Here is a 20,531-nt window from a genome sequence, read left to right on the forward strand (position 1 = left end):
TGCCGGGCGCGAGGAACATCATCTGCGCGCCTGAGACGTCCAACTACCGTCTGTGAGGCGGCGCCAGCCAGATAGTTTACCAATCCGGGGATAGCTTCCTCAGATACTGGCCGTAGGCACTCTTGCCGAGCTTCTCCGCGAGCTTGGCGAGTTCGGCCGGCGAGATGTAACCCATGCGCCAGGCGACTTCCTCGGGACAAGCGATCTTGAAGCCCTGGCGTTTCTCCAGCGTGCTGACGAAACCCGCGGCATCGTGCAGGCTGTCCGGCGTGCCGGTGTCGAGCCAGGCATAGCCCCGGCCCATCAACTCCACGAAAAGCTGGCCGCGCTCGAGATAAGTACGGTTGACATCGGTGATTTCCAATTCGCCGCGCGGTGACGGCTTCAGGTTGGCGGCGATATCGACCACCTGCTGGTCGTAGAAATAGAGGCCGGTCACCGCCCAGTTCGATTTTGGCTCCTTCGGCTTCTCCTCGATCGACAGCGCATTCATCTTTTCGTCGAAGCCGACGACGCCATAGCGTTCCGGATCGGTGACGTGATAGGCGAAGACCGTCGCGCCTTCGCGACGACTCGTGCCGGATTTCATGATTTCCGGTAGGCCGTGCCCGTAGAAGATGTTGTCGCCGAGAACGAGTGCCGAGCTGTCGCCGTGCACGAAGTCGGCGCCGATGATGAACGCCTGGGCGAGGCCGTCCGGGCTCGGCTGTACGGCATAGGTCAGCGAAATTCCCCATTGCGAGCCATCGCCGAGAAGGCGCTTGAAAGCTTCGATGTCGTGAGGCGTAGTGATGATCAGCAACTCTCTGATGCCGGCGAGCATAAGCGTCGTCAGCGGATAGTAGATCATCGGCTTGTCGTAGACCGGCATCAACTGTTTCGAGACAGCCTCTGTGATCGGATGCAGACGTGTGCCTGTGCCGCCGGCGAGAATAATTCCCTTCATGCCATCTCCTTAAAGACCTTTATTCAAAAGGTCTTGCATGACCACCATCATGGACTGCTTCCACTCCGGGAGCCGGATTCCATATGTTTTGGCGAGCTTGTCGCCGTTGAGACGTGAATTGGCGGGACGCCTCGCCGGTGTCGGATAGTCCGCCGTCGGGATGCGTTCGACCTCGACCTTTTTGCCGCCGGATTTAAGAAGCTCCGCGAATATCTCTTCGGCGAAGTCCGCCCAGCTTGCTTGGCCGCTGCCGGTCAGATGAAAGGTGCCGCGCAGCGATGGCGCAGGGTCCGCTACGATACGGGCTGCGATCGCAAGAACCGCGTCGGCGATGTCGAGTGCCGAGGTCGGGCATCCTGTCTGATCGGCGACAACGCGAAGATGATCGCGCGTCTCGGAAAGCCGCAGCATCGTTTTCAGGAAATTGGTGCCAAAGGGCGAATACACCCAGGCAGTGCGCAAGATGACGTGGTTCGGGTTCACCGCCGCGACGGCCTTCTCGCCCGCAAGCTTCGAACGCCCATAGACCGAGATCGGCGCCGTCGCATCCTCTTCGGAATAGGCGGAGGACTTGTCGCCGCTGAAGACGTAGTCGGTCGAAATGTGGATGACCGGAGCCCCGATCCGCGCGGCAGCCTCGGCAACCCCCCCGGCGCCCGCCGCGTTGACAGAAAAAGCAAGCTCGGCTTCGCTCTCGGCCTTGTCGACCGCCGTATAGGCCGCCGCCGAGACGATCACATTCGGGCGCAGAGCCGAGAAAGCGGCGGCGATGCTTGCGGGATTTGCGAGATCCATTTCCGGGCGGCCGACCGCACTGATTTCGACGCCCGTTTCGGCGCCGCGTCTGAGCAGCGACTGAACGATCTGGCCCTGTTTGCCGGTGACGGCAATGCGCATCGCTTATCGTCCCTTGAAAACGCCGAGGCGTTCGCCGGAGTAGACGTTTTCGCGTAGCGGCCTCCACCACCATTCGTTTTCCAAGTACCAGTGCACGGTCTTCTCGATACCGGTTTCGAAGGTCTCTTGCGCCTTCCAGCCGAGTTCGCTTTCGAGCTTCGAGGCATCGATCGCATAGCGTGCGTCGTGTCCGGGCCTGTCCGTGACGTTGGTGATCAGACGCGCATGCGGTGCCTTGTCAGTGTAGACGCCGTCGAGGATCGCGCAGATGCGATGAACGACATCGATGTTCCTGCGCTCATTGCGGCCGCCGACATTGTATTTTTCGCCGGGGCGTCCTCTGGATGCGATCGCAAAGAGCGCGCGGGCGTGGTCTTCGACATAGAGCCAGTCGCGAACATTCGCGCCGTTGCCGTAAACCGGAAGAGGCTTGCCCTCTAATGCGTTCAGGATCATCAGCGGAATGAGCTTTTCCGGGAAATGGAACGGGCCGTAATTGTTGGAGCAATTGGAGACGACGACGGGCAGGCCGTAGGTGCGGTGCCAGGCGATCGCCAGATGGTCGCTCGCGGCCTTGGATGCGGAGTAGGGCGATGACGGATCGTAAGGCGTCGTCTCCTCGAAGAGGCCCTGGTCGCCGAGCGAGCCGTACACCTCGTCCGTCGAGACATGCAGAAAGCGGAAGGCGCTCTTGCCGCGCGCGTCAAGCCCGTCCCAATAGTGCCGTGCGGCGTCCAGCAGGCTGAATGTACCGACGATGTTGGTCTGAATGAAATCGGCCGCGCCCGAGATAGAGCGATCGACATGGCTCTCTGCTGCCAGATGCATGAGGATATCAGGGCGGAAGGATGCGAATGCTTCCTGCATTCTGGCATGGTCGCAGATGTCGGCGCGCAGGAATTGATAGTTCGGCGCCGATTCCACGGATTTCAGCGATGCCAGATTGCCGGCATAGGTCAGCGCGTCGACATTCAGCACCTCCGCGCCGATCTCGCTGACAAGATGGCGCACCAATGCCGATCCGATGAAGCCCGCTCCGCCCGTGACCAGTATGCGCATCGACGATCAATCCTTGGGTTGTTGTGCTGAATAGGAAAAATGGCTTGGCAGATCGGCGAGCCGCGGCAGCGTCTTGTCCTTGTCGGACGACACCATCTCTCTCTCATCGAACGGCCAGCGAATGCCGATCATCGGATCGTTCCACGCGATGCCCCGATCATGCTGCGGGCTGTAGGGTGCGGTTACCTTGTAGCTGACGACGCTGTTCGGCTCGATCGTAACGAATCCGTGTGCGAAACCAGCCGGTATCCAGAGCTGCTTGCCGGTTTCCGGCGAGAGTTCCTGAGAGAGCCATCTGCCAAAGCTCGGCGATCCCTCGCGGATATCGACGACGACATCCATGATCCGACCGGCAAGGCAGCGCACCAGCTTGCCCTGTGCAAAGGGCGGGATCTGGAAATGCAGCCCCCGGACGGTTCCAGCCTGCGCCGAAAGCGATTCATTGTCCTGGATGAACGCGACGTCGGCCACATTTTCCCGGAACCAGGCATCTTTGAATACCTCCGAGAAGTAGCCGCGGTGATCGCCGAAGCGTGGCGGCGTGATTGCAACAATGCCCTCGATGGCCGCGGTCTCAATGCGCATGACTTACCTTTTCTGCGGCCTTCATGACGTTCATCAGCATCTCCGCCTGCGAGCGGCTCCGCATGGCCGCAAAGCCCGTCGCGGCAATGACATCGCGCTCGTCTGCATCTGCGATCAGCTTGTAGCAGCGCTCGATCATGTCGTCATAGCGCTCAATTGCCAACCCGCCGATGAAGGGCTGGAGGTCTGGATCGCGGATGTCGCCTTCCGTCAACACGCAAACGCGATTGGCGAGCAGATAGGAAATGCGCACGATCTCGAAAACGCCGCTCGCATAATGATGGATGTTTATGACGATCTTGGCGCGGGCAATCGCCGCATCGCGTTCCGCACCATAGATGTTGAAGAGGTGCGCGACCTTGAGCCCGCTGTCGTTCAACGTCTTCAGGATATGGTGGCGGCGTTCGTTCATCGAGCCATAGAAGAGGACGTCGATATCCTTGACGGGGTTGTGCTGGATCTGGCTCAGGCAACCGCTGTAACCGATTTCGAGCACACCGGCATGATCGATGCCCTTGGCGGCAAGGTTTTCGCGGTTGCGCGGGCTGTAGTCGAGCACCGGCATCGCCCTCAGGATCGACGTATAGCGCGAATTGATCCAGCTGCTTTCCTCGGACACCTGCTCGAGGTTGATGATGACGCTGTCCTTCGGCAGATGGCCGACGATTTCGGCGGGGAGAAGATTGCCGCCGTAGATGATCGGCGCACGGCCGGCGAATGCATTCATGTCGCGGACGATCGGTGCCGAGCCGCCGAGTTCCTCGAAGGCGCCTTGCATGCCGAGTGCGACTTCGTCGAAGGCGTGGCTGTGATTGTAGTTTTCGGGCGTCACGATCCAGATGCAATGACGATCCTTGTGTGCCTGCCATCCGCCGGCGAAAGGCTGCAGCGGGTTGCGGAGCGGCTGCTCGATTTTCGGCGCAGCTGGTATAGCGGGCCTTTCCGTCCGCACCGGCTGCTGCGGAATCGGGGAGGCGCCTGCGGCCTGCGGAGCATAGGCGCGCATCAATTCGCGGCCGCCGATGAACTGGCCGCGCGGCATCCAGCCCGGCGGATCGTCAGCCATCCAGATCAGATGCGGCTGCTTGATGAGCGGCTGGCGGCCTTCCTGCCACGAGGTCAGCAGAGCCTCGTCACGGGTCTTCAGAAAGGCTTCCTTGGCGGCAAAGAGGCCATGCAGCATCCGGCCGAGGCGGGTACCGAACTTCCATTCGAAATCGGCAAGAGCCGGTACGAAGGCGGCGATTTTCAATCCGGAGGCGGCAGCCTGCTGGACATAGAGCCCGAGCAGGCGCTCGATCACGAAGGGGCGCATCTTCGCGTTGGCATCACGCGAATAGTGGGCTGTACCGGCATAGGCGGCGCCCGCCGGCGTGCCGGCGCGCGCCTGGTGTTCCAGCGATTCGAGAATGCGTTCGCAAAAGGCGAAATACTCGGACCAGAATTTCCGGTTTCCGCAGAAATAATTGCAGAACGCGAAGGAAGTCTTGTCCTGCGGCGGCGCAATCGGATAGCCGAGGTCCTGGATGTGCAGGAAAATCGGGTCCATACCGGGATGACCGCCAAGCAGCGAATGTTCCCAAACGTTGCTGTAGATCGCCGCGTGGCCGATCAGGGGATTGTAAAGATAGGCGTCCGCACCTTCTGCCCTGGCCTTTTCCGCCTCCGTGACAAAGGACGGGAAGCTCGTCACCGACTTCATCTCGAATTTGCTGGAGAGCAGCCCCCAGAATACATCCTCGCCGAGGCCGATCGCATCGTGATGCTGATGCAGGGTGCGGAAGAGTTCATATTCGCGGGTCGTGGCCTGCGTATTGAACGAGATGTCGAGCGGCATGGCCGCCGCGTCGATTTGGCTGCGCTGCGAAGGGTCGAGATAAGGCTGATAGATGATGACGGATCCCGTCCCGGCAGCTTTCTCCGTGAGAAGCGCCAGATCGGGAAGACCGGCCGGCAAAGAAGAAATGGGCTGATTGATCGTCAAGGCGTTGTCCTTCGCGAATGGCTGCCGTCTTCGTGATTCACGATGCGGCATTCGTATGGGTGCCGACTATTGGACGTGAAGCTTGCGCCACACTGTTGGCATGAATTTCGCTGGTCAGCTTCGCAACAGGTTAAGCCGTGATGTTCGTACCAGGCCCAAATCCGTGATAGTGCCCAACCCTGGACGGCGTCATGAAAAACGAAAAGATCTATGTAACAAAGCCCAGCCTGCCGCCGCTTGAAGAATTCATTCCTTCGCTGGAAGCGATCTGGAACAATCGCATCCTGACCAATGGCGGGCCATTCCACGGGCAACTGGAGCAGGAGCTCTGCAACCATCTCGGCGTGAAGCACATCAGCCTCTTTTCGAACGCCACCATTGCGCTGCTGACGGCGCTTCAGGCACTCCGCGTCACGGGCGAAGTCATCACCACGCCTTATTCCTTCGTGGCCACTTCGCACTCGCTTCTCTGGAACGGCTTAAAACCCGTCTTCGTCGACATCGACCCGGTGACGCTCAATCTCGATCCAGCGAAGATCGAGGCGGCGATCACGCAGCAGACGACGGCGATCATGCCGGTGCATTGCTACGGCCACCCTTGCGACGTCGATGCGATCCAGAAGATCGCCGATCTCTACAATCTCAAGGTCATCTATGATGCCGCCCATGCCTTCGGCGTGGAGGACGAACGGGGAAGTGTTCTCAATCACGGCGACCTTTCCATCCTGAGCTTCCATGCGACGAAAGTTTTCAACACATTCGAAGGCGGCGCCATCATCTGCCCGGACATCAAGACGAAGACCCGCATCGACCAGCTGAAGAACTTCGGTTACGTCGATGAAGTGACCGTGGTCGCGCCAGGCACGAACGGCAAGATGAGCGAGTTCAACGCTGCGCTCGGCCTGTTGCAGCTGAAATACATCAAGTTTGCCTTGGAAAGGCGTGAGCTCATCGACCGTGCATACCGCGAGCGGCTCCGCGGCGTCGCGAGCATTGAATGCCTGGACCGTTCCGGCGAGACGGTCTCCAACTTCTCTTATTTCCCGATCCTCGTCCGTCCCGGCTATCCCATTTCACGCGATGGGCTCTATGAGTTATTGAAGGAAAACGGCATTCATACGCGCCGCTATTTCTATCCGCTGATTTCAAGCTTCTCGATGTATCGCAGCCTGCCTTCCGCCCAGCCGTCGAATCTGCCGGTCGCAAGCGAAGCAGCACTACAGGTGCTCTGCCTTCCCATCTATCCGGACATGGAGATGGAGATCGTCGACAAGGTTTGTGGGCTGATCGAGTCAGTTTGAAAACGCGATATTCCGGATGTCGTATCGCACCGCAGATAGAAACGATCTGCGGTGCGATATGCGCGCCAATAGGCCAGGCGGCCCGCCTTGTCAGCAGATTGGGAACGCGGGCCCTGCCTGCCAAAACAAGCAATTGCGAACCGCGCATGCAGCCGGCTGCTCATACGAAAGCGGCGTGACCATCGATCACGCCGCTTTCTTATCTTGTAGAGGATAGATTAGAGTGCCAGTTGCGGAGCTTGGATTTCGAGCCGGTCTATCGCCGGGCGTCGTACGCCTCGCGGCTCAACCTCGACCCAGCGCTTTTCAAGCCGCGAGCATTCGATCGCTTCCAGCAGCAGCAGTCCTTCTTCCGCCTCATTGAACCCGAGCACATAGGGGTGAGGCAAGCGAGTGGTACCGGTCTTGTGTTGCAGCAGGGCGTCCGCCAGGTCGGCATAATAATTTGCGAAAGCTTCGATGAAGCCCGAAGGATGACCCGCCTTGAACCGCTCATAGCGGCTAGCGTTGGCGATCATAATTTCCGGGCTGGCGCGATCGAGGACCTGCCTGCGGCCGCTGCGGTCGTAGAAATAGGCAATCTCGGGGTTTTCCTGAAGCCATTCGATTGATGCCTTGGAGCCATAGAGCCGAACACGCAGCCCGTTGCGTTGCCCGAGCGCTGTCTTGCCGTACCACATGCTGCAATGCAGGCCGCCGGCGCAGCGCACAAGCGCCTGTACATTGTCGAGTACCTGCGGAAAGTTGCCGAAACTCTGGCTGGTCGCGCAGACTTCTTCCGGCTCCCGCTGGGTAAGAAAATGAAGCAACGAGTGCACATGAACGCCGAGATCGAGCGAAACGGTCGGCACGGGACCGTCACGCAAGCGCCAATCCTGTGGCGTCATCGGCGTCCCGTCGCGGCGGAAACGGAGGAAGCTCTCCTGCGGCATCTCAATATGGATCTGCTGCAATTCACCGAAAACACCATGCTCGACCATGCCGCGGATTTCGCGGAGCATGGGGTACCCCGTGTAATTGTAGGTTACGGCCAAAAAGGTCCCGTTACTACGCGAATTGTCGATCATGCGCGTCTCGGCGCTCGAACCAGCAAGGGCCTTTTCCGAGATCACCGGAATACCCGCCTCGAGTGCGCCGACAACCTGCTTCGTATGTTGCTGCGTCGGCGTAAGCACGACGAGAGCATCGATGTTGCCGATTTCTTTCGATAGCAACTTATCGAAGTCGGCATGGCAGCGCTCCGGCAAAATGCGGTACTGTTCCGCTGTCTCACGATTGATCTCGCCGTGGCGGCTGAAGCAGCCGGCGACGAGATCGAATTTCTGATCAAGTTCGATTGCATCGCGATGAGCGCGACCTACAGCAGAATTGACGGCGCCGCCCAGAAAGGCGAGGCGCAGCTTTCCCGCTACTCCCTGGCTTGAGCGGCTCATGCGAGGTCTCCTTGCATCGTTTGGAGCGAAATGAACGTTTTGAAATCCGGCGCCACCTTCAGCATCTCGTCTTGCGTCTCGAAACGGGCGTAGAGGATGGCGAGCTTGTCGAGCGGTGCCGAATTCATCGGTTTGCCCGTGGTCTTGAGTTGTGCGATGCGGACATCGGATGATGGAATGGAATGTGAGAAGGAAAACGGCGTCGAGGGCCTGTCGGAGGTGATGGTGTGGCGCCCAAAAAACAGCGGCGGTTTGAAGCGCGGATTGACCGAAAATTCCTCGCCCAGCAGCAGCGTTATGACCAGGTCGGCATAATCGATGCCGAGAGACTGGTCGACAAGTGAGCCGTAAAGATCACCCGGGCACCGTCGCATGCATTCGACTATCCAGACATCGTCGTCATTTGACAGGAACTGCGTATGGATGAGGCCGTCCTGCAGTCCGAGCAGCTTGACGACACGCGCCATAATGGCACGCGTCTTCGAACGGACAGTTTCGGAGAGTCGCGACGGATGATTCGATGAATCGACCTGGTATGGGTAGACTGTGCAATATTCGTCGACGAAGACGTCGAAGACGATTTCCTGGTCCTTGATGAAGGCGGAATGGCTGTGCAGGCTGCCTTCGACGAATTCCTCTATAACGATCTCCGCCGCGCGCGAGTTGCGCCGGGCGTCGGCGACGGCGTCCGCAAGTTCTGTCTTGTCGAAAACCTTCGTGACGCCACGACCGCTGAAACTGTCGCTTGGCTTTACAAGCAGCGGGTAGCGCAGTGCGCCGGTCTCGACCGGCGAGTCGCCATGCAGACGCACCGAACGTGGGGCAGGGATATCGTACTGCTCGGTGAAGCTGCGGAACGCCTGCTTGGTGTGAATGATGGTCGCAGTTTCCAGCGAATCGAAGCGCGGGAATCCGAGCTTTTCGGCGACGAAGGTGGTCGACATATAGGCAACGTCATTGCCGGTCGGCACGATGAAATCGAAATCGCCGCTCTCGACGAGGGAGAGCAGCACGGTCGGATCGCTGTAGTCGATGAAATGCGATTGATCCGCATGCGCGTGGCAGGGCTCATCCGGCCGGTTTCCGCACACGGAAATATGCAGGCCGCGCCTTTTCAGCGCGAATAGAAGGGGAACTGCGCTGAAGTTGCTGCCGACCAGCAATGCTCTCTTGGTCATTCTCAAATCCCTCCCACATCCCCTGACGAGTTAGGGGCGTTCCGCATCAAACCGCTGGAGCAGCAGATTGACAGCTCTCTTCCATCCGCTTCCGGTGTTCAAAGACTCGAAAATGGATGCGGTGATCAAAATCGTAGGCCGCAGGCGTTTTCCGAGGCTTGCTGATCGAGGCGGTGGACTTCCCATCGCTCCGATCTGCGTTCAGCGCTACAGGATGACTTTCTGCAGAATGCGTTGGGGGCTTATGCCGAGAGCCTCAATCTGATCGTAGATTTCCGGCGCGCTTTGCACGGCGCCGATCATAATCGGCAGGTCATCCGACAGGGCCGAATGAGGAGAGCGCACTTCAATGCCGCCGAGCCTCTGGTCGATCATTTCGGGACGCGGATCAATGAAATAAGCGATTTTGCTCGTTTTAAAGAACTGCGACTTGCGGCGAATGATCTGAGCCTGTCCGCCGATCCCCCAAACCACAACGCCCTCAGGATAGGCCGGCTCGAATGCCGTCTCCAGCACCGAAGGTTGCAGCTTGGATTTCAGCAATTCCAGGGTAGCCGGCGTAACCGTCAAAATCCGCTGCCAAACGAGATCGTCAAGGAAAATGAGGCGCGCGCCGCGAACTCTCAGCAGATGGTGAAGTTCTACGATCGACACTAACTGGTCATCGGTCACGCGATCCGTTTTGAAATCGCAGCTGATTTGGAAGTTGCAATCGGTTAGGCCATTCTCGACGATCAGGTCGGCATATTGCCGAAGTTCGTCTGAGGAGCTGTTTTCCGGCAAAAGAATATATTTTATGACGACATTGCGCGAAGAGCAGGCAGCATAGCGGCGCAGGTTTTCGAATACCCGCTCGAAATGTTTATACTTGCGGATCTCACTGAAATTCTTGCTGTTTCCGGCGTCGATGCTGGTAACGATATGGGCTTGGTCCTTCCGGAGAAGGTCGGCAAGGGTCTCCGAATACATCGTCGCGTTAGTGATGACGCGTTGCTTTACATCGGAAATGCCCTCGGCCAGCTTGCTGAGAAGCTCGTCGAAGCGCGGCTCGACCGTCGGTTCGCCGCCGCCCCAGACGATATATTCCATGTTCTCGAGCGCCTTCGCATCCTTCAAGGTGTCGATAAAGGCGCCGGCGTCATAGGCGGGCTTCTTGCCGCCAAAATACGTTTCGCTGCAATAGGTGCAGCGCATATTGCAAAGCGAGTGATGCTCGAAGGAAAGATACTTGACGCCTTGATCGAGCGGCCGGCCCCATTCCTCGAATTTCAAGAAGGGACAACCGCGGCATTCATCCGAGTTGTCTCGGTTGATCTCGAGGAACAGGGCATCTTTTGCCTGCTTGATATCGCTGTAGGTGAACTGGAAATCCTTGCCGTTGCCGCCAAAAAGAACCACATCGCCTTTCAGTTCGCCTTCATAGGTGAAGCGCTTGCAGCAGGTACGCACCTCGCCAGGCCCGAGCAGAATGGAATGATGAAGGTCGTAGCAGCTCCAGAGCTTCGGCGCGATCTCCGCGAAGACTCTCAGCATATCTTCGGTCGTATCGCCTTTTTCCATGCCGTTCATAAAGGCATCGAAGGTGATCCGATATTTGGTGCGGAAGCCGGATGGCGGAACCGGCAGGGGATAGGCAATCTCGGCAAGCTTCATTGAGCGCACGACACGGCCGTGAAGCGTGGAGAGAATTTTGCCGGCATCCTCGAGCTTGACCACCTTGCCGGGCAGCAGCCTGAGCAGGCGAGACGCGGTCACGTTAATGATGCCGGTCAGGAAAGGATTTTTCAGGTCAGGCCACATCGGCGTGTCCGCCACGAGCGCATGCATGGCATCGAGCGCATCGAAGAAGCCGTCGACATGACGGGTGCTGAGCGAATTTACGATTGAGCCCTGGGTATCGAGCTTGCGGTAGATCTGCCTGTCAAGACTCTTGACAGAACGCGCGCGCATCAGCGCGTGAAACATATAATCGACGTCCTCGTGAAGGCCGCCGCGGAACATGATGTTATTGTCTAGGAGGAAACGGCGGCGGAACAGATGGAAGATGACTGATCGATCAACGCGATCCTGAAGATAATCCGCCAGCCTTTCGGCGCCCTCGACTCGGGCGAGATCCTCGCGGATGCTGGCTTTCAGGCTATTGCCGGTTTCTGCGTCATAAAGGCTGGAGTTGAACGCGAGAATATCCGTGAAGTCTTCGACGGATGCCTGAAGCATCTCCAGAAAGTTGTTCTCCACGACGTCGTCGGCATCCACGAAGCAAATCCATTCGCCTTTTGCTCTGAGTACCCCTGCATTCCTGGCAATGCCGGGTCCGCCGTTGCTGTCGAGGCGCAGGACGCTAATGTTATTGTGCCCACGACCTATCTCTTCGGCTTTAGAGATCGTGTCGTCCGCCGAGCAATCGTCGACGACAATAATTTCAAATGCCGTCTGCCCCTGCTGACTTAATAGGCTCTGCAGGCATCGCCCGATGACGTTTGATGCGTTGTAGGCGGGAACGACGACGGAAAAAGACGCCTGCACGATCTGCTCGCGTCCGCCGAAACCCGCCATTGTATCATCCATCAACTGCATCATTTGAAACCCTCTGTCTGCATGATCGCGCCATGTCGACCATCAATTAAATCGTGAGAATTGCGCGAAACGTGCGGGTACAGTGAATCTCGCCGGGATCGAGCGACCCAACCGCTACGCGCTCCATCGCCCGACATCATCAAGCAGCGCGCTCAGGCGAGCGATCCTCGCATCGAGTTCCGGAAAGGCGGCGCGCCAATACTGGTAGACATTGATCAGATTGCGATAGGAGACCGGCAAATCCTGCGGGCTGAGGAATCCGTTGGCGTGCGCATAGTTCAGAATGTCTTCGTAAAAGACGATGGCGTAGATGAAGATCGGGTTGGTGGTGTGGTTTGATTTGGAATTGGAATGCTGCCGGAAATAGGAAAGCGGGTGCGGATGGGCGACGAACGCGCCTTCCTTGGCGAGTTCTGTCCAGCCTGAAAGATCAAGAAGGCCACGGAAGACGCCGTTTTCGGGCCTGAAAAGGCGGAACTCGCCATTTGCGTCAAAGCAGTCCGCCTTACGCATCATCACGGTCGAATATTCGCCGATAAGGTTGAGGTGATGCATCGCGGTCAAGCGGATGAAATCCCGGCCTTCGATGATCTTCAAACCCCGATCGACTTGGAAATGGTTGATCAGATTGATGAAGTTGTTCCTCTCGTCGATCACGTGCCGCGGTGAAAAGGCAAGTTTCGTCCCTCTGCCGCGCGTCGCCTCCAGCGCTTCGAGAAGAAACTGCACGCAGAAAGGGCTAAGCACGTCGTCATCGAACAGAAATTTGATGTATTCGCCCTCAGCGAGACCCGCCAGCCTCATGATATTGGTGTATTCGCCGGGATGGGGATTGCGGCTATAAGCAACGAGGCTGGAATACCGTGAACAGATTGCCTCGATGGCGTCCGTCGGGCAATCGTCCGAGACAATGATCTCGACATCCGCATAGCTTTGCGCGATTGCGCTCTTTAGGGCGAGTTCAAAGAAATCAGGCTTGTAGGCCGGTATACAGATCGACACGCGCGGCAAATGTTTCTCCCTTGAAACGCTTCTCTCCAGCCTCAGCCGGCGAGAGCGGTGATCGCTTCGCCGAAGGACCAAGCAGACCGCTTGCCATGACCATAGAATTCGGGCATTACGCGAGGCTTGCGCAGAAGGGCAGGCAAATCGGCAAAAGACGCCTCGGATCTCGCTCGATAGCTGAATGATTGCTGGGAGAAGGTGGCACGCTCTCGGGCATTCGCAATTCTGCGTTCCACGAGCATCGGCCTGTGTGGTGGACGCTCTGCGCTGCGTTACCCGCTTGGCGGAATTCCCTAACGCGAAAACTGAATGATCTCGCCGTTGTATTGCGTGCGGATGGTCTCGCGGAAACCGAGTTTGGCTGCGGCCCGCAGCGAGGCGTGGTTCTCGGGACTGATGATGCAGCTCATCGGCTTTCCCGGAAAGTGCGCCTCCGCCCAGCCGATCAGAGCCGTCAGCGCCTCTGTGGCATAACCGTGGCCGTGAGCCGCGGGCATCAGCGCCCAGCCGATCTCCATCGTTCCCTCGATCGACGGTTTCATATCGCGCCGGGCTTCGAGGAAACCAGCTTCGCCGATGAACCTACCGCTTTCCCTTTCCACGATCGCCAGAAAGCCGAAACCCATATGGTGCCACATGCCGGCGATGCGCAGCATGCGGCTCCAGCTCTGCTCGCGCGTCGACGGCGCACCGGTAATGAAGCGAACGACCTTTTCGTCCGCCCATAGCGCCGCATGCGCCTCGAAATCGTCGAGGCGGTGAGGGCGAAGCGTCAGCCGCTCTGTTTCCAAGGTGGGTATGTCGATCACGACGAATCCTTGTGGAAGTCGCGTTCAGGCGCCGGGCTCACCGTCCCAATAGTCGAGATCGCCTTCGGTCCTTCCGATATGGCGGAAGCGCCCGGTTTCTGTCGCGTCCCTGTTGGTCTTGGCAAGGAACTTTCCGGAATCGGGATATTCGACGATTTCGGTCTTCGCCATCGTCGAGATGCCGAGATAGACGAGGGTGGTTGTGCCGGTATTGATAAGCTGATGCGCCGTTTCCGGCCCGCCCGCCGGTGCGCCGAGCACGTCGCCTGCCTTGATCGGATGGCGCTCGTCGCCGAAACGGTATTCGCCGGTGCCTGCGATCACGTAGAACAGCTCGTCTTCGACATGGTGATTGTGGAAGGGGCAGCTCGATTTGCCGGATGGCACCTCATTGTAGCTGATGCCGAGGCCCGCCAGGCCGAGCAGCGCTCCGAAGGAGACGTCGGCGCCTTCGTAGAGCTCGCCCTGTTTCCAGTGGTCGAGCTTGAGATCAGCGATATTGATCACCGCTTTCGATTCCGCCGCCATGATGTTCTCCTGTTGCAGGATGAGAAACTATCATCTTGCCGGAAAATTCAATGGCAATCGCGCGCTGACCCGGGAAAATCCTCGGCATGGGCGGAGAGGAGAACGCCGCCCATGCTTCGAGCGCCGCACTTCGGATGGATGCGCCGGACGCTCTGTTGCTGTCGTGACCTCAGCGGACGTAGAAGGTCACGCTTCCGTCCGCCGCCTGTTCGGCATTGACGATGTTGCGGACATCGACCCCCTCGTTGTTCAGCCGGTGTGCAAGCGATCTGTTGGCATCGATCGAGGCCTGGATGCCGCGTATGGCCTGCCCGGAGCGTTCCGGTGCCGAGCGCGGACCTGTCGTCTCGTCGTCGAGATTGTGCCAGTTGCGGATCTGCTCGACATTGAAGTTATTACCCCGGAAGGTCCTGAGCGTCTGCTCGATGCCTTGGGCGGAGTTCATTCCGAAGCTCTCGGCCCGGCTGACGCCGGCAAATGCGAGTGAGGAGAGGGCTGCGGCGATGGTGATTGTGACAACGCGGTTCATGATTTAATCCTTTCATCTGCTTTGACGGTCGGCTGTCGTGCAGGGGATCGTCTGCGTCACGATAAGGAGCTGGCGTTGCCGTTTTCGCCATTCAATAGGTTAAGCCACTGAAAACGCATTAAAAATTCTTCATGAAAACGGCCTTCGAATTGCCGTTTTCCGCGCTTCCGGAAAAGCGGATTTCGGAGGCTTGGCCGGCTCGGCAGGGATGGTGCGGCTATCCCCTTGTCGATATTTCCTCTTTCGCAGTTGCGGCACCGGCCGAAAGTGCTTGCCATTCCGATGAAGGCATGTTTTGACCGCGGGCTGTCGAGTGGAAAAAGTGCCGCCAACCGAAGGTAAACAATGTCGAGAGAGACCGCTCCCCATATTTTGATCGTCGAGGCCCGCTTCTATGACGACATGGCCGATGCGCTGCTCGAAGGCGCGACCTTTGCGCTCGAGCAGGCCGGCGCCACCTATGAGGTCGTCACCGTTCCCGGCGCGTTGGAAATTCCGGCGGCGATTGCCATGGCGCTCGATGGCGACGACAATGGCGGCACGCATTATGACGGCTATGTCGCTCTCGGCATGGTCATTCGCGGCGAGACCTACCATTTCGATATCGTATCGAACGAATCCTCGCGCGCTCTGATGGACCTCGCGGTTAGTGAATCCCTTGCCATCGGCAACGGCATTCTGACCGTGGAAAATGACGAACAGGCTTGGGCCCGCGCCCGCCGTTCGGACAAGGACAAGGGAGGGTTTGCCGCTCGTGCGGCTCTGACGATGATCGCGCTGAAGCAGAAACTGGGTGCATAACGAATGAACGACGACAAGACGGAACGGCCGGTCAAGACTGCGAACCAGCGGGGCGCCGCCCGCCTGGCGGCCGTTCAGGCGCTTTATCAGATGGATGTCGGTGGCACCGGCGTTCTGGAAATCGTCGCTGAATACGAGGCGCACCGCCTCGGCCAGGAACTCGACGGCGCGACCTATCTGAAGGCCGATGCCGCCTGGTTCCGCTCGATCGTCTCCGGCGTCGTGCGTGATCAGGTCCGTCTAGATCCGCTAATTGCTGCAGCGCTGCAGGATGATTGGGCGCTGTCGCGCCTCGACAGCACGGTTCGCGCCATCCTGCGCGCCGGCGTCTTCGAGCTCCTCGATCGCAAGGACGTCCCGGTGGCGGTCATCGTCACTGAATATGTCGAGATCGCTCGAGCCTTTTTTGATGACGACGAGCCGAAGCTCGTCAACGCCGTACTGGACCGCATCGCCAAGCAGGTCCGCGGCGAAGCGAAGAAGTAACTCTTTAGCGCCGAACAATCTCACCTACGTCTTTCTTCGTACCGCAATGGTTTTCGGCCTTTGCGGACTTGACGCCACGTAATCGACCACGCAATCTCCCCACCGCTTAGCTGTGCATTTCTGTGGAGAGGAAGGCGAGTCGGCGGCGTATCTGCCGGAAAAGGAGTGAGTTCCGGCCTATGGAGGAAAGAGCGAAATGACCATTCTTTTATGCGTAATCGCATGCGGTCTGCTCTCGGTGGTCTATGCCGCCTGGGCAACCCGGTCGGTGCTTGCCGCCGATCAGGGCAACAGCCGGATGCAGGAGATCGCGGGCTACATCCGCGAGGGCGCCCAAGCCTACCTAACGCGTCAGTATAGAACCATCGCGCTTGTCGGCGTCGTTGTTTTCATCGCAGCCTGGCTGCTTCTCTCCGCCACCGCCGCCATCGGTTTCCTGATCGGCGCCGTACTATCAGGTGCTGCCGGTTTCATCGGCATGCACGTCTCCGTCCGCGCCAACGTGCGCACCGCCCAGGCAGCGTCCGCCAGCCTTTCCGCCGGCCTCGACATCGCCTTCAAGTCTGGCGCGATCACTGGCATGCTGGTGGCGGGCCTCGCGCTGCTCGGCGTCTCCATCTATTATACGATATTGACCGTCGGGCTCGGACATGAGAGCGGCTCGCGCGAAGTCATCGACGCGCTGGTGGCGCTCGGTTTCGGCGCCTCGCTGATCTCGATTTTCGCCCGTCTCGGGGGCGGCATTTTCACCAAGGGCGCCGATGTCGGCGGCGACCTCGTCGGCAAGGTGGAGGCCGGTATCCCCGAAGACGATCCGCGCAATCCGGCAACGATCGCCGATAACGTCGGCGACAATGTCGGCGACTGCGCCGGCATGGCCGCCGACCTTTTCGAGACCTATGCGGTCTCCGTCGTCGCCACCATGGTCCTCGCAGCGATCTTCTTTGCCGGCGCGCCGATTCTCCAGTCTGCGATGATCTATCCGCTGGCGATCTGCGGTGCCTGCATCATCACCTCGATCATCGGCACCTTCTTCGTCAAGCTCGGCTCGAACGGCTCGATCATGGGCGCGCTGTACAAGGGTCTCATCGTCACCGGCCTGCTGTCGATTGTCGGTCTCGGCGCCGCCACCTCGCTGACCGTCGGCTGGGGCTCGCTCGGCACGGTCGCCGGCGCCGACGTCACGGGTACGAACCTCTTCGTGTGCGGTCTCGTCGGCCTCGTCGTCACCGCCTTGATCGTGGTTATCACCGAATATTATACCGGCACCGGCAAACGCCCCGTCGTTTCGATCGCCCAGTCTTCGGTGACCGGTCACGGCACCAACGTCATCCAGGGTCTTGCGGTCTCGCTGGAATCGACTGCCCTGCCGGCCATCGTCATCGTCGGCGGTATTCTCGCAACCTATCAGCTCGGCGGCCTCTTCGGCACCGGCATCGCCGTCACCGCCATGCTCGGCCTTGCCGGCATGATCGTTGCGCTGGATGCTTTCGGCCCAGTTACCGACAATGCCGGCGGCATCGCCGAAATGTCGCATCTGCCGCCGGAGGTGCGCAAGTCGACCGACGCGCTCGACGCCGTCGGCAACACCACCAAAGCGGTCACCAAGGGTTACGCGATCGGTTCTGCCGGTCTCGGCGCGCTGGTGCTCTTTGCCGCCTACGCCAACGACCTGCAGTATTTTGCGGCCCACGGCGACCAGTATCCCTACTTCGCCAATATCGGCACGATCTCGTTCGAACTGTCGAACCCTTACGTCGTCGCCGGCCTGCTTTTCGGCGGCTTGATTCCCTATCTGTTCGGCGGCATCGCGATGACAGCCGTCGGCCGCGCCGCCGGTTCGATCGTCGAGGAGGTTCGCCGGCAGTTCAAGATGAAGCCCGGTATCATGCAAGGCACGGAAAAACCGGATTACGGCAAGGCCGTCGACCTGCTGACCAAGGCCGCCATCCGCGAGATGATCGTGCCTTCGCTGCTGCCGGTGCTCGCTCCCGTCGTCGTCTATTTCGGCGTGCTTCTGATTTCCGGCTCCAAGGCCTCGGCCTTTGCCGCCCTCGGCGCATCGCTGCTCGGCGTCATCATCAACGGCCTCTTCGTCGCCATCTCGATGACCTCGGGCGGCGGCGCCTGGGACAATGCCAAGAAGAGCTTCGAGGACGGGTTCGTCGACAAGGATGGCGTGCGTCACATGAAGGGCTCGGATGCGCACAAGGCCTCCGTTACCGGCGATACCGTCGGTGATCCCTACAAGGATACCGCCGGCCCCGCCGTCAACCCGGCGATCAAGATCACCAACATTGTTGCGCTGCTGTTGCTTGCCGTTCTCGCGGGCTGATGCAGATTGCAAAAGCGCTGCAGGCTGCCGTGGCGCTGAAAATACAATCATTGAAAAACCCGCCGGATCGCTCCGGCGGGTTTTTCATTGAAAGCGTGTCGATCAGCGCAGGCTGCTCGGATTTTGTGGCGTGCCACCGGCGCCGCCGCCGAACAGGCTGCGGGCAGCACTTGCTGCGCTGCCGCCGGAGAGCATCTGCTGCAGGAAGGTGAGTTCTTTGCCGCCGGTCGGCGTGACCCGCGAGATCGTATCGAAGACCTTGCCGTCCTGCAGTGTGTAATTGGCACGGCGGGTGACGACGCCGTTCTTGTCGAAATAAATGGCCAGAACGGTCTGGTCGACGACCTTCAGCTTCTGGAAGGCGACGGCGCGCGTGCGCCGCTGCGAAATATAATAGAAGACCTCACCGTCAAAGGTCGCCGTCGTCGATGGCGTGCCGAGCGAAAGCAGGACCTGTTCGCGGCTGGAACCTTCCGGAACGAGATTGAGCGACTGTTGATCGACGACATAGCCGCCGTTGAGCACTGTGCCGGTCTGGCAGCCTGAAAGAACTGATGTGGAGGCGATTATGAAGGCAATGGCCGCGCTGCTGAAGAGTTTCATGTCAGACTTGAAATACCGTTTCTTCAACGACATCTACTCCGTTGGGTGTCGATAGCAGCCATTTTGGGCCTTGCACGCTTTCCTCCTGCAAAACCATTGTGGCCATTCCGGGTCGAGTTTCCCGAATTCGCTTCGCTGGCGCCTCGAAGGCGTCGTCCTGGAGCTGGCCACGAACGGCATTGCAATTCGCGCCTGCTTCGGTAAACCAGCTTTCGAAATCATGCAACAAGGCCGGACGCCAGCCGGCGTGAAGAATGAGGCATTTCCGGAAAAAACAATGATCCTCGGGCTCTTCCGCAAGAAAAACAACAATCAGATGATCGTCGACAGGCAATATGCAGCGCTGACCGCAGCCGCGCGCATGCCCGATCTCTACGAGCGGCTCAATGTACCGGATACCGTCATGGGCCGCTTCGAAATGCTGTCGATCGTAATGATTCTGTTTTTTCGCCGCACGCGCGCCTCGGCCGTCAGTGGCCAGGAGATTGCCCAGGAGATCGTCGATGCCTTCTTTCAGGACATCGACTATTCGATCCGCGAGCTCGGCATCGGCGACAACAGCGTGCCGAAACGCATGAAGAAGCTCGCCGGCATGTTCTACGGAAGGCTCGAAACCTATTCGAAGGCGATGGACGCCGGCGATGCCGAAGCGCTGGCGCTTGCATTAACGCGCAATATCTATCCGGAAACCGAGACGCCGGCCAATATGTCCGGCCTGGCCAACTGGATGATCGCCGCAGAATCACATCTGTCTGCCGTTCCGGAAGAGCTGATCGCCAGCGGTTCGGCAACGCTGCCGCGGGTCGCCTGAAGGAGGAAACGATGAAGAACGATCGGGACGATGTTCCCTTCTCCTATCACGTCAAGGTCGGCCACATCTCGGCCAATCCCGTCGAGGTTCATATCGAGGCCGATGCCAGCGAGTTGAAGGCGCTTGCCGGGGCCTGGAGCGTCGTCTCCGTCGACGATCTCAGCGCCGATCTGCAGATCGCCCGCTGGAAACGCGACGGCGTCCGCATCAAGGGCCGCGTCCAGGCGAAGATCGTCCAGTCCTGCGTCGTGACGCTGGAACCGGTCGAAGCCGTGATCGACGAAAGTTTCGAGCAGATTTTCGTGCCTGAGGGTTCCAAGCTTGCACGCCAGCCCGGCAACGACGCCGGCGAGATGCTGCTCGATCCCGATGGTCCCGATCTGCCCGAGACCTTTGTCGGCGACACCATCGATGCCGGCGAGGTGGTTGCCGAATTCGCCGCTCTCGCGATCGATCCCTATCCCCGCAAGCAGGGTGTCGAGTTCAAGGGCCATATCGAGGATAGCGGCGAAAACGACAAAAAACCCTCCGCTTTCGCGGTCCTCAAGGACTGGAAAAAGGACTGAAGCACCTCTGGCATTTGACATAATTCAGTTGTATGCGACGCCAAAACCGGTATTTTGGCCGAAATTTCGCGCCTCGGCGAAAAGAAGGATCAGGGACG

At 59.1% G+C, this 20,531-nt stretch carries 19 protein-coding genes; 6 read left to right on the forward strand and 13 right to left on the reverse strand.

Features of this window, described 5'->3' with window-relative positions:
- Positions 1-76 precede the first annotated feature (76 nt).
- Genes rfbA through AC13QO_RS03960 form a run of 5 tightly spaced genes read right to left on the reverse strand, consistent with a single transcriptional unit; the run spans position 77 to position 5,471 of the window.
- A complete protein-coding gene (gene rfbA, locus AC13QO_RS03940; RefSeq protein ID WP_097598538.1) occupies positions 77-946 on the reverse strand; it encodes a glucose-1-phosphate thymidylyltransferase RfbA in 870 nt (289 codons plus the stop codon).
- A gap of 9 nt (positions 947-955) precedes the next feature.
- Positions 956-1,843, reverse strand: a complete 888-nt coding sequence (rfbD, locus tag AC13QO_RS03945; protein WP_488539972.1) for a dTDP-4-dehydrorhamnose reductase — start codon at positions 1,841-1,843, stop codon at positions 956-958.
- A gap of 3 nt (positions 1,844-1,846) precedes the next feature.
- The gene (gene rfbB / locus AC13QO_RS03950; protein ID WP_085777708.1) at positions 1,847-2,902 is read right to left on the reverse strand and encodes a dTDP-glucose 4,6-dehydratase; all 1,056 of its coding nucleotides are present in this window, start codon (positions 2,900-2,902) and stop codon (positions 1,847-1,849) included.
- 6 nt (positions 2,903-2,908) lie between these two features.
- A complete protein-coding gene (gene rfbC / locus AC13QO_RS03955) occupies positions 2,909-3,487 on the reverse strand; it encodes a dTDP-4-dehydrorhamnose 3,5-epimerase (RefSeq protein ID WP_085777709.1) in 579 nt (192 codons plus the stop codon).
- Positions 3,477-5,471 (reverse strand): CgeB family protein, encoded by a 1,995-nt coding sequence (locus AC13QO_RS03960; RefSeq protein ID WP_488539973.1) that lies wholly within the window; start codon positions 5,469-5,471, stop codon positions 3,477-3,479. Before AC13QO_RS03960 ends, rfbC begins: the two co-directional genes overlap by 11 nt.
- Positions 5,472-5,662: 191 nt before the next feature.
- On the opposite strand from AC13QO_RS03960, the gene AC13QO_RS03965 reads away from it, so the two are divergent.
- A complete protein-coding gene (locus tag AC13QO_RS03965) occupies positions 5,663-6,772 on the forward strand; it encodes a DegT/DnrJ/EryC1/StrS family aminotransferase (RefSeq protein ID WP_085777710.1) in 1,110 nt (369 codons plus the stop codon).
- Between the two features lie 218 nt (positions 6,773-6,990).
- Here AC13QO_RS03965 and AC13QO_RS03970 read toward each other — a convergent pair whose 3' ends face one another.
- The 7 genes from AC13QO_RS03970 to AC13QO_RS04000 form a co-directional block, all read right to left on the reverse strand.
- On the reverse strand, positions 6,991-8,205 hold the full coding sequence (locus AC13QO_RS03970) for a Gfo/Idh/MocA family protein (RefSeq protein WP_488539974.1): 1,215 nt from the start codon (positions 8,203-8,205) through the stop codon (positions 6,991-6,993).
- Positions 8,202-9,383 carry an ATP-grasp domain-containing protein gene (locus AC13QO_RS03975; RefSeq protein ID WP_488539975.1) on the reverse strand — a complete coding sequence of 394 codons (1,182 nt, stop codon included), beginning with the start codon at positions 9,381-9,383 and terminating at the stop codon, positions 8,202-8,204. Before AC13QO_RS03975 ends, AC13QO_RS03970 begins: the two co-directional genes overlap by 4 nt.
- A gap of 207 nt (positions 9,384-9,590) precedes the next feature.
- Positions 9,591-11,951, reverse strand: coding sequence for a glycosyltransferase (locus AC13QO_RS03980; RefSeq protein ID WP_488539976.1), 2,361 nt, complete (start codon positions 11,949-11,951; stop codon positions 9,591-9,593).
- A 123-nt stretch (positions 11,952-12,074) separates the two neighbouring features.
- Positions 12,075-12,971: a glycosyltransferase family 2 protein gene (locus tag AC13QO_RS03985; protein WP_488539977.1), complete on the reverse strand. Its 897-nt coding sequence runs from the start codon at positions 12,969-12,971 to the stop codon at positions 12,075-12,077.
- A 287-nt stretch (positions 12,972-13,258) separates the two neighbouring features.
- Positions 13,259-13,774: a GNAT family N-acetyltransferase gene (locus AC13QO_RS03990; RefSeq protein WP_085777716.1), complete on the reverse strand. Its 516-nt coding sequence runs from the start codon at positions 13,772-13,774 to the stop codon at positions 13,259-13,261.
- A gap of 24 nt (positions 13,775-13,798) precedes the next feature.
- Complete coding sequence (locus tag AC13QO_RS03995; protein ID WP_085777717.1) at positions 13,799-14,302, reverse strand: cupin domain-containing protein; 504 nt, start codon at positions 14,300-14,302, stop codon at positions 13,799-13,801.
- Positions 14,303-14,471: 169 nt separating this feature from the next.
- Positions 14,472-14,831 carry a hypothetical protein gene (locus AC13QO_RS04000; protein ID WP_085777718.1) on the reverse strand — a complete coding sequence of 120 codons (360 nt, stop codon included), beginning with the start codon at positions 14,829-14,831 and terminating at the stop codon, positions 14,472-14,474.
- A gap of 345 nt (positions 14,832-15,176) precedes the next feature.
- Between AC13QO_RS04000 and AC13QO_RS04005 the strand changes: the two genes are divergently transcribed.
- From AC13QO_RS04005 to AC13QO_RS04015, 3 genes are all read left to right on the forward strand, one after another.
- Positions 15,177-15,632, forward strand: coding sequence for a 6,7-dimethyl-8-ribityllumazine synthase (locus AC13QO_RS04005; protein ID WP_011424856.1), 456 nt, complete (start codon positions 15,177-15,179; stop codon positions 15,630-15,632).
- Positions 15,633-15,635: 3 nt separating this feature from the next.
- A complete protein-coding gene (nusB, locus tag AC13QO_RS04010; protein ID WP_064706868.1) occupies positions 15,636-16,118 on the forward strand; it encodes a transcription antitermination factor NusB in 483 nt (160 codons plus the stop codon).
- Positions 16,119-16,314: 196 nt separating this feature from the next.
- Positions 16,315-18,453: a sodium-translocating pyrophosphatase gene (locus AC13QO_RS04015; RefSeq protein ID WP_085777719.1), complete on the forward strand. Its 2,139-nt coding sequence runs from the start codon at positions 16,315-16,317 to the stop codon at positions 18,451-18,453.
- 102 nt (positions 18,454-18,555) lie between these two features.
- Here AC13QO_RS04015 and AC13QO_RS04020 read toward each other — a convergent pair whose 3' ends face one another.
- A complete protein-coding gene (locus AC13QO_RS04020) occupies positions 18,556-19,089 on the reverse strand; it encodes an outer membrane protein assembly factor BamE (protein WP_085777720.1) in 534 nt (177 codons plus the stop codon).
- A 187-nt stretch (positions 19,090-19,276) separates the two neighbouring features.
- On the opposite strand from AC13QO_RS04020, the gene AC13QO_RS04025 reads away from it, so the two are divergent.
- Positions 19,277-19,867: a ubiquinol-cytochrome C chaperone family protein gene (locus AC13QO_RS04025; RefSeq protein ID WP_085780033.1), complete on the forward strand. Its 591-nt coding sequence runs from the start codon at positions 19,277-19,279 to the stop codon at positions 19,865-19,867.
- A gap of 11 nt (positions 19,868-19,878) precedes the next feature.
- A complete protein-coding gene (locus AC13QO_RS04030; protein WP_085777721.1) occupies positions 19,879-20,433 on the forward strand; it encodes a YceD family protein in 555 nt (184 codons plus the stop codon).
- Positions 20,434-20,531 lie beyond the last annotated feature (98 nt).

The sequence above is a fragment of the Rhizobium sp. CNPSo 3670 genome (assembly GCF_057784555.1).